Annotated in this window: 10 protein-coding genes and 4 tRNA genes; 4 read left to right on the forward strand and 10 right to left on the reverse strand. The window is 56.7% G+C overall.

What is annotated here, in order from left to right; translation table 11 throughout:
- Positions 1-92: 92 nt before the first annotated feature.
- A complete protein-coding gene (locus C2E16_RS19695) occupies positions 93-2,651 on the reverse strand; it encodes a class I adenylate cyclase (RefSeq protein WP_084970229.1) in 2,559 nt (852 codons plus the stop codon).
- Between the two features lie 288 nt (positions 2,652-2,939).
- Between C2E16_RS19695 and hemC the strand changes: the two genes are divergently transcribed.
- From hemC to hemY, 4 genes are read left to right on the forward strand one after another with little or no spacing between them, the layout of a single operon-like run.
- Complete coding sequence (gene hemC, locus C2E16_RS19700) at positions 2,940-3,881, forward strand: hydroxymethylbilane synthase (protein WP_038628954.1); 942 nt, start codon at positions 2,940-2,942, stop codon at positions 3,879-3,881.
- Complete coding sequence (hemD, locus tag C2E16_RS19705; protein WP_038628955.1) at positions 3,878-4,618, forward strand: uroporphyrinogen-III synthase; 741 nt, start codon at positions 3,878-3,880, stop codon at positions 4,616-4,618. Before hemC ends, hemD begins: the two co-directional genes overlap by 4 nt.
- Positions 4,619-4,641: 23 nt before the next feature.
- The gene (hemX, locus tag C2E16_RS19710) at positions 4,642-5,778 is read left to right on the forward strand and encodes a uroporphyrinogen-III C-methyltransferase (RefSeq protein WP_038628957.1); all 1,137 of its coding nucleotides are present in this window, start codon (positions 4,642-4,644) and stop codon (positions 5,776-5,778) included.
- Positions 5,779-5,780: 2 nt separating this feature from the next.
- Positions 5,781-6,971, forward strand: a complete 1,191-nt coding sequence (hemY, locus tag C2E16_RS19715; protein WP_038628959.1) for a protoheme IX biogenesis protein HemY — start codon at positions 5,781-5,783, stop codon at positions 6,969-6,971.
- Between the two features lie 853 nt (positions 6,972-7,824).
- On the opposite strand, the gene C2E16_RS19720 is transcribed toward hemY, so the two are convergent.
- From C2E16_RS19720 to rffA, 9 genes are all read right to left on the reverse strand, one after another.
- Positions 7,825-7,901, reverse strand: a tRNA-Pro gene (locus C2E16_RS19720).
- 35 nt (positions 7,902-7,936) lie between these two features.
- Positions 7,937-8,023: transfer RNA gene (locus tag C2E16_RS19725), tRNA-Leu, on the reverse strand.
- Positions 8,024-8,039: 16 nt separating this feature from the next.
- Positions 8,040-8,115, reverse strand: a tRNA-His gene (locus C2E16_RS19730).
- Positions 8,116-8,177: 62 nt separating this feature from the next.
- Positions 8,178-8,254, reverse strand: a tRNA-Arg gene (locus C2E16_RS19735).
- 177 nt (positions 8,255-8,431) lie between these two features.
- Positions 8,432-9,172 carry a lipopolysaccharide N-acetylmannosaminouronosyltransferase gene (wecG, locus tag C2E16_RS19740; protein WP_038630175.1) on the reverse strand — a complete coding sequence of 247 codons (741 nt, stop codon included), beginning with the start codon at positions 9,170-9,172 and terminating at the stop codon, positions 8,432-8,434.
- Positions 9,173-9,188: 16 nt separating this feature from the next.
- The gene (gene wzyE, locus C2E16_RS19745; RefSeq protein WP_038628962.1) at positions 9,189-10,550 is read right to left on the reverse strand and encodes an ECA oligosaccharide polymerase; all 1,362 of its coding nucleotides are present in this window, start codon (positions 10,548-10,550) and stop codon (positions 9,189-9,191) included.
- Positions 10,547-11,620: a TDP-N-acetylfucosamine:lipid II N-acetylfucosaminyltransferase gene (locus C2E16_RS19750; RefSeq protein WP_038628963.1), complete on the reverse strand. Its 1,074-nt coding sequence runs from the start codon at positions 11,618-11,620 to the stop codon at positions 10,547-10,549. Before C2E16_RS19750 ends, wzyE begins: the two co-directional genes overlap by 4 nt.
- Positions 11,617-12,867, reverse strand: a complete 1,251-nt coding sequence (gene wzxE / locus C2E16_RS19755; protein ID WP_104951611.1) for a lipid III flippase WzxE — start codon at positions 12,865-12,867, stop codon at positions 11,617-11,619. Before wzxE ends, C2E16_RS19750 begins: the two co-directional genes overlap by 4 nt.
- 1 nt (position 12,868) lies before the next feature.
- Positions 12,869-13,999 carry a dTDP-4-amino-4,6-dideoxygalactose transaminase gene (gene rffA / locus C2E16_RS19760; protein WP_084970228.1) on the reverse strand — a complete coding sequence of 377 codons (1,131 nt, stop codon included), beginning with the start codon at positions 13,997-13,999 and terminating at the stop codon, positions 12,869-12,871.
- Position 14,000: the final 1 nt, after the last annotated feature.

Below are 14,000 nucleotides of genomic sequence, written 5' to 3' on the forward strand. Positions count from 1 at the left end.
TCGAAAGGCAAAGGAAATCCAGCCGGGCCGGTTAAAAAACCGACGCCGAAGCGGATTCGTGGAAAAGACAGGTAAAAGCAGAGCCCGCAGGCTTAGTGCATCTGGAAGCGCTGCGGGTAGTCGTTGCTGTTGCCGTCAGGCAGGTTCGCGCAGAGCTGGGTCAGCGCCTGGCTGCGGAACGGGATCACCTGCGTGCGGTCGTCCGCTTTCACAATCTGATAGAACTGCGGCAGATTGAAGTTAACGAAGCTGGAACCGTAGGTGAAGCGGTCGTGCGATGAGGAGTAGAAACGGCTGACGTCTCGCACCAGCTCCTCTTTGCTGCCTTCGCAATGGTGATAAACCTCAATGCGGTTTGCTTCATCCAGGATATAGATGTTAAAGCCGCTATCGGTGTTGGTGTCCTCGAAGAAGAACTGGATAATCCCTTCGCTGGCGTAACCGTTGACCACCGGCGGCAGCGGCACCTGCTCTGTCTCCACCTTAATAGAAAGGCCGTGCAGCTTGTTATTCGAGATGGCGCCGTAGAAGTCCACCGCGTTTTCCAGCTTCTGCACCGACACGCCGAGACGCTCGAAGAACAGCCCCCACGTTTGTCCGGCGACGCGCAGCGCTTTAAAGCGGCCTGGGTCCTGACGCGTGCTGGAAAGGCGCAGCTCGATGCATTCGGAGACCAGCTGTTGTACGCGCGTGCGGATCAGGCCGCGCAGATGCTGACTGTAGCAGAATACTTCCACCGCATCGGGCGGCGCGGCGTCCTGATGCATTTTGCCGAGGATGGTTTTCAACGCCTCAAGCATCGCCTGCTCGCCGTTGAAATGCAGCGTGCGCACTTCATTCCAGGAGTTGCGATAGAGCAGATCGACACTGCCGATCAGACACTGCTGCTGCTGGCCGAAGCTAAAGACATCCAGCTTGCGGAAATCGAAATGCACCACCTGATTGCGGAAGGCGGCGGTCGGGTCATATTCCAGATTGACGATCAGTGCCAGATGGCGGATTTCGCACGGGCTGTAGAGCGCTTTCGCCGTCGGCGCCGGCAGACGCAGCGGGAAATGGTGCGAGACATCCGCCACCAGCTCCTGAAGCCGCGCCAGGTCACACACCTCATTGCCTTTAATATGGAGCCGGGTTTTTTCCGTCAGCAGCCCGTTAAACCAGGCCCACGCCACCAGCTTATTCAGATAGCGGTTATATTCCAGCGGCTGATGGCTGATGATGGAGTTCATATCCGGCGCCTGGTTATACAGGTACCAGCCCGACCGGTTGGCGCGCCCCGCCGGCACATGAATAAAGGTCAGGTGCGGCTCGGAAAGGTCGGGTGAAATTTGCGGGTTGACCAGCGTCACCTTGCCCGGCAACGCTTCAAACGCGGCGTACAGCTTGCGCGTCAGCACGCCGATATCCTGCGGACTGGCGCTGACGCTTAAATTATTGCGGCGCGCAAAGCGAATCAGGTTGCGATAGCTCTGCATCATCGCATCCAGCAGTTCATTATGCGCTTCGCGCACGCGTTCGATTTTCCAGTCGGCGCGGCTGTCGAGAACCGCGAGACGCGTCTCGTCCCAGCCCCATTCGCTGACCAGCTGCGCCAGAATCTCCCGACGCCAGCCGGAACGCTGCGGATTTTCATCCTGCGACAGCTTTTCGCATACTTTCAGGTAAAAACAGCGGCGCACCAGATCGAGCCGGGCGTGATCGTCGATGCTGATGAGATATTGTGTAACGCGCTCCAGCATCATGCAGTAGGAGTCAAGACCAAACGAGACAATTTCGCCGTCGTGCAGTCGCTGCTTGATGTCCATGGCCAGCAGGCGGGTACGGGGATACTCCCAGGAATAGGCTTCCAGCAGCAGGGTTTTCAGCACCGCTTTATAAGGCGAATCGATGCTTTTATAGAGCTGCCACAGGCTGGCGCCAAAATACTCTTCGGCGGAGAGCGTGCTCAATCCGCCTAAATCAAGCCACTCATTCGGCGTCAGCACGCCCTGCGCGTAAAGGGACATCACGTAGTCGTCGTAATGTTCCTCTTCTTCGCCAGGCACCATATTCCACAGGATGCGCTTGCCCGCCATCCGCACCGCGGTGCGGTAGAATTCGTCGAGCAGCAGGATATGTTGAGTGGAACCACAATCTTCGCCACCGAGACTGCCGCTTTCATTGTGCCGGAAGCGGTTTTCGTCGATCAGGAAGAAACTGACTTCCACACCCATCGACGCGCACCATTTTTCCAGCAGCTGGCATTTTTTCTGCAGCGCCAGACGCTCTTCGCCGTCCAGCCAGGATTGATGGCAGACCCAGATATCCAGATCGGAAGTGCTGTTTTGCCCAACGGAGGAGGTACTGCCCATAGAGTAGACGCCGGTGATCGGCATCTCCCCTTTAGGCGGTGTGGCGACCTGAAGACCAGATTTCTGCTCCATGTCCTGCAGGTAGCGCCGTTGGTTTTCATCAGACGTGTAAAAGCTGATACCGTATGGAACGTTACCTTCAAGGTAGCCCGGCATCTGCGGATGATGATGATGTAATAAGGTTGGCAGCAGACCGTATACCTGCTGGAAAGCAGGGCCCATTGCGGCCAGCGCGCGGTCGACACGCAGCTGGTTAATGGCATCCAGTCTCTGTTTCAGTGTCTCAATGTAGAGGTACAAGACGTCTCGCCTGATTATCCCAGTGCTTATAAATAACCCTGTTTCCGGGATCTGCCGCTTCATTTAAAAATTTTCGGGCAGATTACTGCTGGAAACGTGATCAATCTAACACCTGGCAGATTGACCGTAAAGAAAGTTGCGCTACTTAACAGTTTAGCACGCTTTATCCACCGATCGTCCTGGCCTTTCCCTTCTACGCTTTTCCTTGCCGTTTCAAAATCGCGAAAACTGACAGCCTTCCTGTATCAATGATAGGATAATCAGTGAACGATCAAAACGGTACCAAGCATGTTAGACAAAATTTTAAGAATTGCCACCAGGCAAAGTCCACTCGCTTTATGGCAGGCACAATATGTTCAGCAGCGTCTGATGGCCTGTCATCCGGGCCTGCGCGTAGAGCTGGTGCCGATGGTGACGCGCGGCGACATCATCCTTGATACGCCGCTGGCGAAAGTCGGCGGCAAAGGGCTGTTCGTTAAAGAGCTGGAACTGGCAATGCTGGAAAACCGCGCCGATATTGCGGTGCATTCTATGAAGGATGTGCCGGTCGAATTTCCGCAAGGCCTTGGATTAGTCACCATTTGTGAACGCGACGATCCGTTGGACGCCTTCGTCTCAAATCATTACGCCACGCTCGATGCGCTGCCGCAGGGCGCGGTCGTCGGCACGTCCAGCCTGCGCCGTCAGTGTCAGCTGGCCGCGCTGCGTCCGGATTTACAGATTCGATCGCTGCGCGGCAACGTCGGCACCCGTCTGTCGAAGCTCGACGCCGGCGAGTATGACGCCATTATCCTGGCGGCAGCCGGACTCAAGCGTCTCGGCCTGCACGACCGCATCCGTTATGCGATTCCAGCTGAGGTTTCTTTGCCCGCCGTCGGTCAGGGCGCGGTCGGGATTGAATGTCGTCTGGACGATGAACAGACCATTATGCTGCTGGCGGCGTTAAACGACGACGACACCGCAACGCGTGTTAAAGCTGAGCGCGCAATGAATACCCGCCTCGAAGGCGGCTGTCAGGTGCCAATAGGCAGCTACGCGGTGCTGGATGGCGATGATATCTGGCTGCGCGGCCTTGTCGGTTCGCCGGACGGCTCATCAATGATACGCGGCGAACGTCGCGGTCCGCGTGCTCAGGCGGAGCAGCTGGGGATCTCGCTGGCTGATGAGCTGCTCAGCAACGGCGCGCGTGAAATCCTGCAGGAAGTCTACCAGGGAAATCCGCCGAAATGAGCATTCTCGTCACCCGCCCTTCTCCCGCAGGCGTTGAGCTGGTGACGCGCCTGTGCGCTTTGGGTCGTGCCGCCTGGAGCTTTCCACTTATTGAATTCACGCCCGGCCGCGAGCTGCCGCTGCTGCCGCAGCAGCTTGCCGCGCTGGCGCCGGGCGATCTGGTTTTCGCACTTTCGCAACATGCCGTTGAGTATGCGCACCCTTGCCTGCGGCAGGCCGGTTTAACATGGCCCGCTGCGCTGGGCTATTATGCTATAGGGCGCAGCACTGCGCTGGCGCTACACAGCGTCAGCGGGCGCGAGGTGAGCTGGCCGCACGACCGGGAAACCAGCGAAATGCTGCTGCAGCTGCCGACGCTGCGTCGACTGAAAGGTAAAAGCGCGCTGATCCTGCGCGGCAATGGCGGCCGGGAGCTGCTCGGCGAGACGCTGGCGAAGCGTGGGGCGGAGGTACGTTTCCTTGAGTGTTACCAGCGCTGTGAAAAACATTATCACGGTCCCAGCGAAGGACGCCGCTGGCGCGATCGCGGCATTGATACGCTGGTGGTCACCAGCGGCGAGATGCTGCAACAACTTTATCAGCTGTTTCCCATGATCGACCGTGAGGAATGGCTGCTACGCTGTCGGCTGATAGTCGTCAGCGATCGTTTGGCTACCCTGGCCAGGGAACTTGGCTGGAACCATATCACGGTAGCCGATGGTGCTGATAACGACGCGCTGATGCGCGCGTTACAATAAACTTGAAAATGGGATGTGCCACAATGACGGAACAAAAAGATTCCTCCGCTATGGTTGAAGAGACCACTCCTGCGGTAGAAACCCGCACCCCGCCTGTAAAGAAGCCGCCGCGTAAATCAGGCCAGGCCGGCACTGCGCTGGGTGCGCTGGCGATTGTTATTGCGCTGGCGATTGGCGCTGGATTATGGATGAATGCGCATCATCAGGCGCAGCAGCAAGCGCAGGTCAGTCAGACGCTCAGTGAGCAGTTGACGGCGCTACAGCAGCAAAGCGAGCGTGAAAAAGCGCAGTTAACGCAGCAGCTCGCCACGCAAACCGCCGACCTGCAAACCGCGCGCGAACAGCAGGCGGCGCTGAGCCGTCAGCTGGATGAGCTAAAAGAGAAAGTGGCCGCCATTTCAGGCAACGATGCGCGCACCTGGCTGCTGGCGCAGGCTGACTATCTGGTGAAGCTGGCGGGACGCAAATTGTGGAGCGATCAGGATGTTACTACCGCGGCGGCGCTGCTGAAAAGCGCGGACGCCAGCCTGGCGGATATGAACGATCCCAGCCTGGTGCCGGTACGCCGCGCACTGACGCAGGATATCAGCAATCTTTCCGCTATCAGCCAGGTGGACTACGACGGCATTATCCTGAAGCTGAACCAACTCTCTAACGGCGTTGATAATCTGCGTCTGGCGGATAACGACAGCGATAGCGCGCCGATGGACGCCGACAGCAACGAGCTAACTTCGTCGCTGCGTGAATGGCGACAGAATCTGGTAAAAAGCTGGCACAATTTTATGGATGATTTTATTACCATCCGTCGCCGCGATAACACTGCCGAACCGCTGCTGGCGCCGAATCAGGATGTCTATCTGCGCGAAAATATTCGTTCGCGTCTGCTGATCGCCGCACAGGCGGTGCCGCGGCATCAGGATGAGATCTATCGTCAGTCGGTAGATACTGTCTCTACCTGGGTGCGCGCCTGGTTTGACACCAGCGACGCCAGCACTAAATCGTTTCTGGCGCAGCTTGATGACTTAAGCCAGCAGAGCGTATCGATGGATATCCCGGAGGCGCTGGAAAGCCAGCCGTTGCTGGATAAGCTGATGCAGACGCGGGTGCGCAACCTGCTGGCGCAGCCCGCTGAGCCGGCGCAACCGCAGCAGGGAGAGTAACGATGTTAAAAGTCTTTATACTGTTCCTGCTACTGATCGCGGGCATCGTGCTGGGTCCGATGATCGCCGGTCATCAGGGCTATGTGCTTATTCAGACCGACAACTGGAATATTGAAACCAGCGTTACCGGCCTGGCGATTATCCTGATTGTCGCGCTGCTGGTTATCCTTGCCGTTGAGTGGCTGCTGCGTCGTCTCTTTCGCACCGGCGCCAGAACGCGCGGCTGGTTTTTAGGCCGCAAGCGCAATCGCGCGCGTCGTCAGACGCATGAGGCGCTGGTGAAGCTGGCGGAAGGCGACTATCGCCAGGTGGAAAAACTGCTGTCGCGCAACGCCGATCATGCCGAGCAGCCGGTGGTGAATTATCTGCTGGCTGCCGAAGCCGCACAGCAGCGCGGCGACGAAACACGCGCTAATCAGCATCTGGAGCGAGCGTCTGAGCTGGCGCACAACGATCCGATTCCTGTTGAGATTACCCGTGTACGTCTTCAGCTGGCGCGTAATGAAGATCACGCCGCTCGTCACGGTATCGACCGATTGCTGGACGTCGCGCCGCGCCATCCAGAAGTGCTGCGTCTGGCGGAGCAGGCTTATGTGCGTACCGGGGCCTGGAGCGCGCTGCTCGATATCCTGCCCGCGATGGAAAAAGCGCAGGTGGCGGATGACGAGCACATTAAAGCGCTGCGTCAGCAGTGCTGGCTCGGCCTGATGAACCAGGCGATGGCGGATCAGGGCAGCGAAGGCCTGAAGCGCTGGTGGCAGAGCCTGAGCCGTAAAACGCGTCATGAAACGGCGTTGCAGGTTGCTATGGCGGATCATCTTATCGCCTGCGACGATCATGAAACGGCTCAGCAGATCGTGCTGGACGGCCTGAAGCGCAACTATGATGAACGTCTGATCCTGCTGATGCCGCGTCTTAAAACCGGTAATCCCGAACAGCTGGAAAAAGCGCTGCGCCAGCAGATTAAGCAGCATGGCGCGACGCCGCTGTTGCACAGCACGTTAGGCCAGCTGTTGATGAAGCACGGTGAATGGCAGCAGGCAGGCGATGCGTTCAGGGAAGCATTAAAGCAGCGTCCTGACGGTTTCGATTACGCCTGGCTCGCGGATACGCTGGATCGCCAGCATCGCCCGGAAGAAGCGGCACAGATGCGTCGTGAAGGTCTGCTGCTGACGCTAAAAAATAATCGTTAACGTCAGAAGCGCTAAAGAAGCCGGGGCATCCCGGCTTTTTTGTATCTGCAATTTGAGCAACAGGAAGCAGCTGGCGGTTTATGGCAAAAAAAAACCTGCCTAAAAAGGCAGGTGTAAAAATCAGGTCGGTAAGACAACCGAATTGGTACCCGACTCAACGTAGTGCCCTTAACTCCAATAAAGCGAACGATATTGGCTGGCTGGACAACAGGTACCCTAATTGGCTCTGCATCATTCCTGAGTTTATGAAGCCGAAGCGAGCATAAGAGATGGAATGAGCATCTACGCCTATATTATTGCACAGGTTGTGCCAAAGTGGGATTTATCGCACCAATGATTTTTATATATGATTGAATTGATTAATTAATTATTTCAAACGGCTGGAATTGTTTGCTTGATGTCTGTCGTTAGCTAACAACAATCTTAGCAGGTGTTGTCGTCAACCAGAGACAACAGATAACGCGTAGCCGAAAAATTCTATAAAACAGTAACTTATATGTCTCTGGTTTGAGACAAAATCGGAAATTAAGCATGCTCGCCTCTTCGCGTCTGATTAACATCGGACGAAGAAATTAACGGCAAAAATGGCATCGAACACCATCAAATAAGTCAGCCAGCTAATTATGCGCATCAAGTATCTGGAATATTCGCCTGGTGGCCGCCTTTGCAAAAGGAGGGAGAGAAAGTACAGCGGCAAAACGAGTACCTGTGCGGGAAGAAAAGGATGGTAAAACAACGCAGGCTCAGCGCAAGAAGCTGAACTAAGGATAAGGATAAGGATAAGGATAAGGAAGTAATGAAGCAGATATGGAACGACAAAAACAAAAAAACCTGCCAATGCAGGTTAATAAGATGGTCGGCGAGAGAGGATTCGAACCTCCGACCCACTGGTCCCAAACCAGTTGCGCTACCAAGCTGCGCTACTCGCCGACGTAATGCTCTTATTCGTACTACTTTCTTTTGCCTGGTGCGAAGAGAGGGACTTGAACCCTCACGTCCGTTAAGACACTAACACCTGAAGCTAGCGCGTCTACCAATTCCGCCACCTTCGCATGTTCCAGCAAAAGTTGGGGTGGCTAATGGGACTCGAACCCACGACAACTGGAATCACAATCCAGGGCTCTACCAACTGAGCTATAGCCACCATTACTTCTTACTTCTACTAACGCGGTAAATGTTACCACCGCAGCTCTTGCGCCTGTCTAATGGCGCGCCCGACAGGATTCGAACCTGAGACCTCTGCCTCCGGAGGGCAGCGCTCTATCCAGCTGAGCTACGGGCGCGTAGCGCCGTTGCGGATGGGGATACTACGGATTTGCACCGAAGCTGTCCAGTGCTTTTTTAAGAAAAAAACGCGTTTGATTACGCTTTGTGCATTCCGTCTAAACAAACGTCACTCTGAATCGCTAAGCGGCTAAAAAGCCGCCGTTTAGCGTTTTGCCGCCTGAGATTCTGCTCTCTTACAGCTGGCCGCCATAGTAATAGCGCAGGAATTTTATTAACCGCAGCTGGCGGCGCAGACGGCTCGGCTGGCTTAACAGGCGGTAAAGCCACTCCAGCCCCATCCGCTGCCAGATAAGCGGCGCGCGCTTTACATGGCCGGTAAACACATCATAGGTGCCGCCCACGCCCATATAGAGCGCCTGCGGCCAGACGGCCTTACATGCCTGCATCAGCAATTCCTGTTTCGGCGAGCCCATCGCCACCGTAACGATCTGCGCCCCGCTCGCCGCCACGCGACTGAACAGCGCTTCACGCTCATCTTCTTTAAAGTAGCCGTGCTGCGTGCCGACGATATTGACGTTCCACTGACGTTGCAGCTTCGCGACTGTCTCCTCCATCACCTGCGGCTTGCCGCCGATCAGGAAAACCGGAATTCCCTGCGCGCCCGCACGCGCCATCAGCGCTTCCCATAAATCGGCGCCGGGAATGCGCGTCACCTGCGCCTGTGGATACTTTTTGCGAATGGCGCGTACAATGCTAATGCCGTCGGGATATTTGATCTCCGCCTCATCAATCAACTGACGCAGTGCCGAGTCGTTCTCATAGGTCAGCACCTTTTCCGCATTGATGGCGACCAGCGTACCGCTACGCACCGCACCCTTAGGGCACAGGTAATCCAGACATGCTGTCATGTCGGCAAAGCCGTGCAGACTGATGCCACGGATCGGGTACTGGGGCGCGTTTGGCGCAACGTCCATTTCAAACATCCTCACATCATTCCGGCGACGCCGACAGCGTCCCGGTCGGCTGTGCGCCGCATCGGCGCGGGCGAATCAAACCAGCGCTGTCGAACAGCCAGAAAAGTAACTTAGCCACCACCACGCAGGCGGCGAAAATTAAACAGAAAAACACTACGCGGCTGACGAAAGCGTCCAGACCTTCTCGCGCCAGCACAATAATATTGAACACCGCGCCAAAGCAGAAGCTTTGCAAAATGGCCGACTTATAGCGGTTGGGATGCTGCTTGCCGCGCTCATAGAGCCAGTCGAACCATTTGATAATCAGCCCTACCGCCACCGCGCCCAACGGAATAAAAGCCGCGCCGCCCATCACGACCAGCGAGCCGAGCAGGGTCGGCGAAATCGCCAGCCCGGAATGGTTATTCAGCACTTCCCAGGTAAAGTAGTTGGCGCTGTTCAATACCAAAGAAGGCCGCCCCGGCCAGAGCCAGCCGGGAATATAGACGTAGAAATCACGCACTATCGGCGCCAGGCCCTGAAAATGGATGTTGTCGTAGTTTTGCAACAATAGCGCCAGGTTTTCCCAGGGCGAGAAGGTATCGCGCGTCAGATAAAGGAAGGTATAGAGCGCCTCTGCGCCGCTGACGTCCAGGTTATAGCGGCGCAGCGCCAGCCAGAACATGCCGACAATACCGAACGCCCCCGCCGCCGCCAGCATCCAAAGCGTGATCCAACCGCGAATAATGCCGATAAACAGAAACAGGGAAAACGCGATGATGATATTAGCACGCGTGCCGCCGACGATCGCATAGGTCAGCAGGCCAAAGGCGACGGTGCTGGCGAGGAAAAAGAGCCACGCCTTACGCCCCGGCTGTAAGAAGTAAACCACCAGCATCGCCGGAATAAAGAAGTAGAAGAAACGCTTTAGCGCCACGCCGGAGACTTCGCTGGAAAATATTTCGCTGTAAGCATGCAGACGAAACAGCAGAAAGCCGTTGCGCATAAAGAATATCGCCACCGTAACCAGCGCCAGCAGCGCAAGAATGCCCCAGATCAGGTGCGCCTCCACCCGGTTAACGGTGAATAAACTGCGCTCGCGCCTTTCCTTCCGCGCACGCAGGCGCGTTTTATAGCTGACGTAATAAATGGCGTAAAAGCTGCCGGCCGCGAGCAGCGCCTGTAGCAGGAATGTCGGCGGCACGACCGCCACATCAAAGCGAAACACCAGCAGGCTGGTGAGCGGAAAACCGAAATAGAAGGTCAGCAAAAACAGCAGCGAGAAAAAGACGTTGAAGTTAAACCGCACTCGTCGAAACTCACGCCACGTCAGGGTCAGAATAAAGGTCAGGGAAACCAGCCAAACCAGCAGCAGGCCGCCGAACTCTGCAAGGCTCATTGCGACTCTCCTTCTGCAAGGGCCAGCGCCCGTTGCCAACCGACAACAAAAGCGGGATCGAAAAAGGCGATATGGCGCTTATCGATACCGGCAAGCTGTCGACGCGCCTGCGCAACGATATTTTCGCTCAGCGCATCGTTATCAAACAGTACCGGCAGCTGTTGTTCAACCATATCCTGCCAGAACGGATTTTTACGGTTCAGCACCACCGGCACATTGGCCTGGATCAGCAGACAGAGCGTGCCGATCCCCTGCTGTCGCTCAAAGGTAAAATAGCCCAGATCGCAGTCAGCGATCAGTTGCAGATAGTCGTCGAACGCCAGCTTGTCCGTCAGCAGACGCACCTGTCCTTCCGGGAACAGGTTTTGCGCTGCCGCGCGTACCTGGCCGATATAGTCCAGGTTGTTTTCCGGATAGCCCAGCGGCACCAGAACCCGTACCTGCTCGCCGAACTGCTGACGTATCGCCTGCAATGCCGGAATATGACGATTGCTGGGATCGCCGGAGTTACCCAGCAGCAGCGTCAGAGCGCTCTCCTGGCGCTGACGCGCCGGCATCGTTGAATGCATGCGCGTCGGGAAATAGAGCAGCGAGGCCGGGACGCGGCGATGACGCTGCTGATAATGGCTGATATCGCCACGCGTGGCGAACAGATGTGACACTCTGCCCTGGGCCAGACGGCGCAGCAGATAAAACAGGCGAAACTTCAGGCTGCGCGACTCTTCATAAAGATCGGCGCCCCAGACGTGCCAGAAAACCTGCTTGCGACGCAGACCGCCGTTCAGCAATGCCAGCCACAGCCAGGGATTGAACTGACCGTGCAGGAAAAAGCGCGTCTGGCGATCGCGCGCGCGCTGCAACACCGCCTGCGCCAACGCTTTTTTATTGGGGTAAATCTCTACCTGCAACGCCTGGAACGCCGTTTGCAGCACTTCATCCTGGCTTACGACCATAAACAGGCGCGGCGCGGGACACGGCTGCGCCTCGCTCATCACATCATTAAAAAAGCGCAGAACCGTCTGGTTATGATGTGGAATATCCGAACCCAGTACATGAATCAATGTCGTCATACTCTTCGGCGATAGATCAAAAAGGCGCATAAACAGAGCGCAAAATAGACAATATAGGTGGCCATGTAGGCTTGCGCCGCGCCAGTTGCGCCGGAAAGCGGGATCAACCAGCGCGAAAAAGCGGTCAGCAAAATAAACTGGCTTAGCTCGGCGGCAATATAAAAACGCAGCGAGGCTTTCGCAATCACCAGATAACCGAAAACGTAGGCGCCGACTTTTAATACATCGCCAATCAGCTGCCAGACAAACAGATCGCGCATGCCGTGAAACTGACTGGAGAACAACAGCCAGATCGCCACGTCGCGCAGCAGCCAGACGCAGAATCCCACCGCAGCCACCAGCGGCAGTACAAAGCGTAGCGTGCGGAAGATCTCGCGGGAGATATCCTGCTTTGCGTTCAGACGCGAGAGCGTCGGCAACAGCCAGACGCTGAAGGTAGCGGTGATAAATTGCAGCCAGGCGTCAGAAATGGTAGTAACGCCCTGCCATAACCCGACTTCCTGCCAGCTGTAACGCGCCGCCAGCAGGTTACGCATCATCATCCAGGCGATGGGCAACGTGGCGGAGGTAATCAACGCCATCAGGGTAAACTTCGCCAACTGTCGAGCCAAATCGCCGTGCCAGCGCGGCAGCAGCGCCCGAAGCGGCAGATGGTCGCGCTTGATCAGCAACAGCATCGCCGGGATAACGATCAGCGCCGGCACCACCGCCAGGCCGACCAGCGCGCCGCGATAGCCGCCCAACCAATAGCAGATCACATAGCCGATGACGCCGATAACGCTGCCCGCCATCAGCGACAGCGCATTACCCAGCGCATCGCGGAAGCCCTTCATGATCGCCAGCGCAAGGTTCGCCCAGGCGATGCCCATCTGTAAAAACGCCACGATACGAATAATATCCTGATAGCGATCGTGCCCGAATAGCGCCTGGCTGATCGGCGCGGCGGCCAGCAGAAAAACCACCGCTACCAGCAGTGAAAAGCTCAGCACCATAGCAGAGGCGGTGCCGGTCACAGCAGCCAGCCGCAGCGGCTGGTGCTGATGTTCCGCCACATACTTGGTGACGCCGTTGAAAATCCCGGCGCCCGCCAGCACGCCCAGCACGGTAATCAGCTGGCGGAAGTTGCCCGCCTGCCCGACCCCTTCCGGGCCAAAGCTCACCGCCAGCAGCTTGACTACCAGTAAACCGGAGACAATTTTTACCAGCGTGGACGCGGCGGTCCACACTGAGGCCTTTGCTAATGACATATCAGGCGAAGAAGCTCAGCAGAGAATTGATGACGGTGCTTTGATTGTTCTCTGACAGGTTGTAGAACAGCGGCAGACGCAGCAGGCGTTCGCTTTCGACGGTGGTATTGCGATCTTCGCCGTCAAAACGGCCAAAGCGCTCTCCGGCAGGCGAGCTGTGAAGCGGGATGTAATGAAATACCGCCAGGATTTCCGCCTCTTTAAGCCAGCTTATCAACGCCGAACGATCGTCGGCGTCACGCAGTTTGATCCAGAACATATGGGCGTTGTGCTGGCAGTGCTGCGGAATAGCGGGCAGCGTAATGCGGCCGCTGGCGGCCACCGACTGCAGTGCAGCATAATAGCGCTGCCAGAGATGCAGGCGTCGCTCGTTGATACGCGTGGCCGCTTCCAGCTGCGCCCAAAGATAGGCCGCCTGCAGATCGGACATCAGGTAGCTGGAGCCGATATCGCGCCAGGTATATTTATCTACCTGGCCACGGAAAAACTGGCTGCGGTTGGTGCCCTTTTCGCGAATAATTTCCGCGCGCTCCGCCAGCGCCGGATCGTTAATCAACGTCGCGCCGCCTTCGCCGCCGGCGGTGTAGTTTTTGGTTTCATGAAAACTGAAGCAGCCGATATGACCGATGCTGCCCAGCGCTTTGCCCTTCCAGGTGGACATAACGCCCTGCGCCGCATCTTCAATCACGTAAAGCTGATATTTTTCCGCCAGCGCCATGATCGCATCCATTTCACAGGCGACGCCTGCATAATGAACGGGCACGATAGCGCGGGTTTTCGGGGTGATCGCCGCTTCGATGCGCGTTTCATCGATATTCATCGTATCCGGCCGCACGTCAACAAAGACGATGGTAGCGCCGCGCAGTACAAAGGCGTTAGCGGTGGAAACGAAGGTGTAGCTCGGCATAATGACTTCATCGCCGGGCTGCAGATCGATCAGCAGTGCGGCCATCTCCAGCGACGCGGTACAGGAAGGGGTCAGCAGCACCTTTTTACTGGCGAAACTTTGCTCCATCCACTGCTGGCAGCGACGCGTGAATCCGCCGTCGCCGCACAGTTTGCCGCTTTGCATGGCGGACTGCATATATTCAAGTTCGGTACCCACCACCGGTGGCGCGTTAAATGGAATCATG

This window comes from Mixta calida (assembly GCF_002953215.1).
Taxonomy (GTDB): Bacteria; Pseudomonadota; Gammaproteobacteria; order Enterobacterales; family Enterobacteriaceae; genus Mixta; species Mixta calida.

Bases quoted from the DNA above. Each gene is read 5' to 3' on its own strand.
- hemX (WP_038628957.1), top strand. From the start codon at position 4,642: ATGACGGAACAAAAAGATTCCTCCGCTATGGTTGAAGAGACCACTCCT.
- wzyE (WP_038628962.1), bottom strand. From the start codon at position 10,550: ATGAGCCTTGCAGAGTTCGGCGGCCTGCTGCTGGTTTGGCTGGTTTCC.
- hemC (WP_038628954.1), top strand. From the start codon at position 2,940: ATGTTAGACAAAATTTTAAGAATTGCCACCAGGCAAAGTCCACTCGCT.
- hemD (WP_038628955.1), top strand. From the start codon at position 3,878: ATGAGCATTCTCGTCACCCGCCCTTCTCCCGCAGGCGTTGAGCTGGTG.
- wzxE (WP_104951611.1), bottom strand. From the start codon at position 12,867: ATGTCATTAGCAAAGGCCTCAGTGTGGACCGCCGCGTCCACGCTGGTA.
- C2E16_RS19750 (WP_038628963.1), bottom strand. From the start codon at position 11,620: ATGACGACATTGATTCATGTACTGGGTTCGGATATTCCACATCATAAC.
- rffA (WP_084970228.1), bottom strand. From the start codon at position 13,999: ATGATTCCATTTAACGCGCCACCGGTGGTGGGTACCGAACTTGAATAT.
- hemY (WP_038628959.1), top strand. From the start codon at position 5,781: ATGTTAAAAGTCTTTATACTGTTCCTGCTACTGATCGCGGGCATCGTG.
- wecG (WP_038630175.1), bottom strand. From the start codon at position 9,172: ATGGACGTTGCGCCAAACGCGCCCCAGTACCCGATCCGTGGCATCAGT.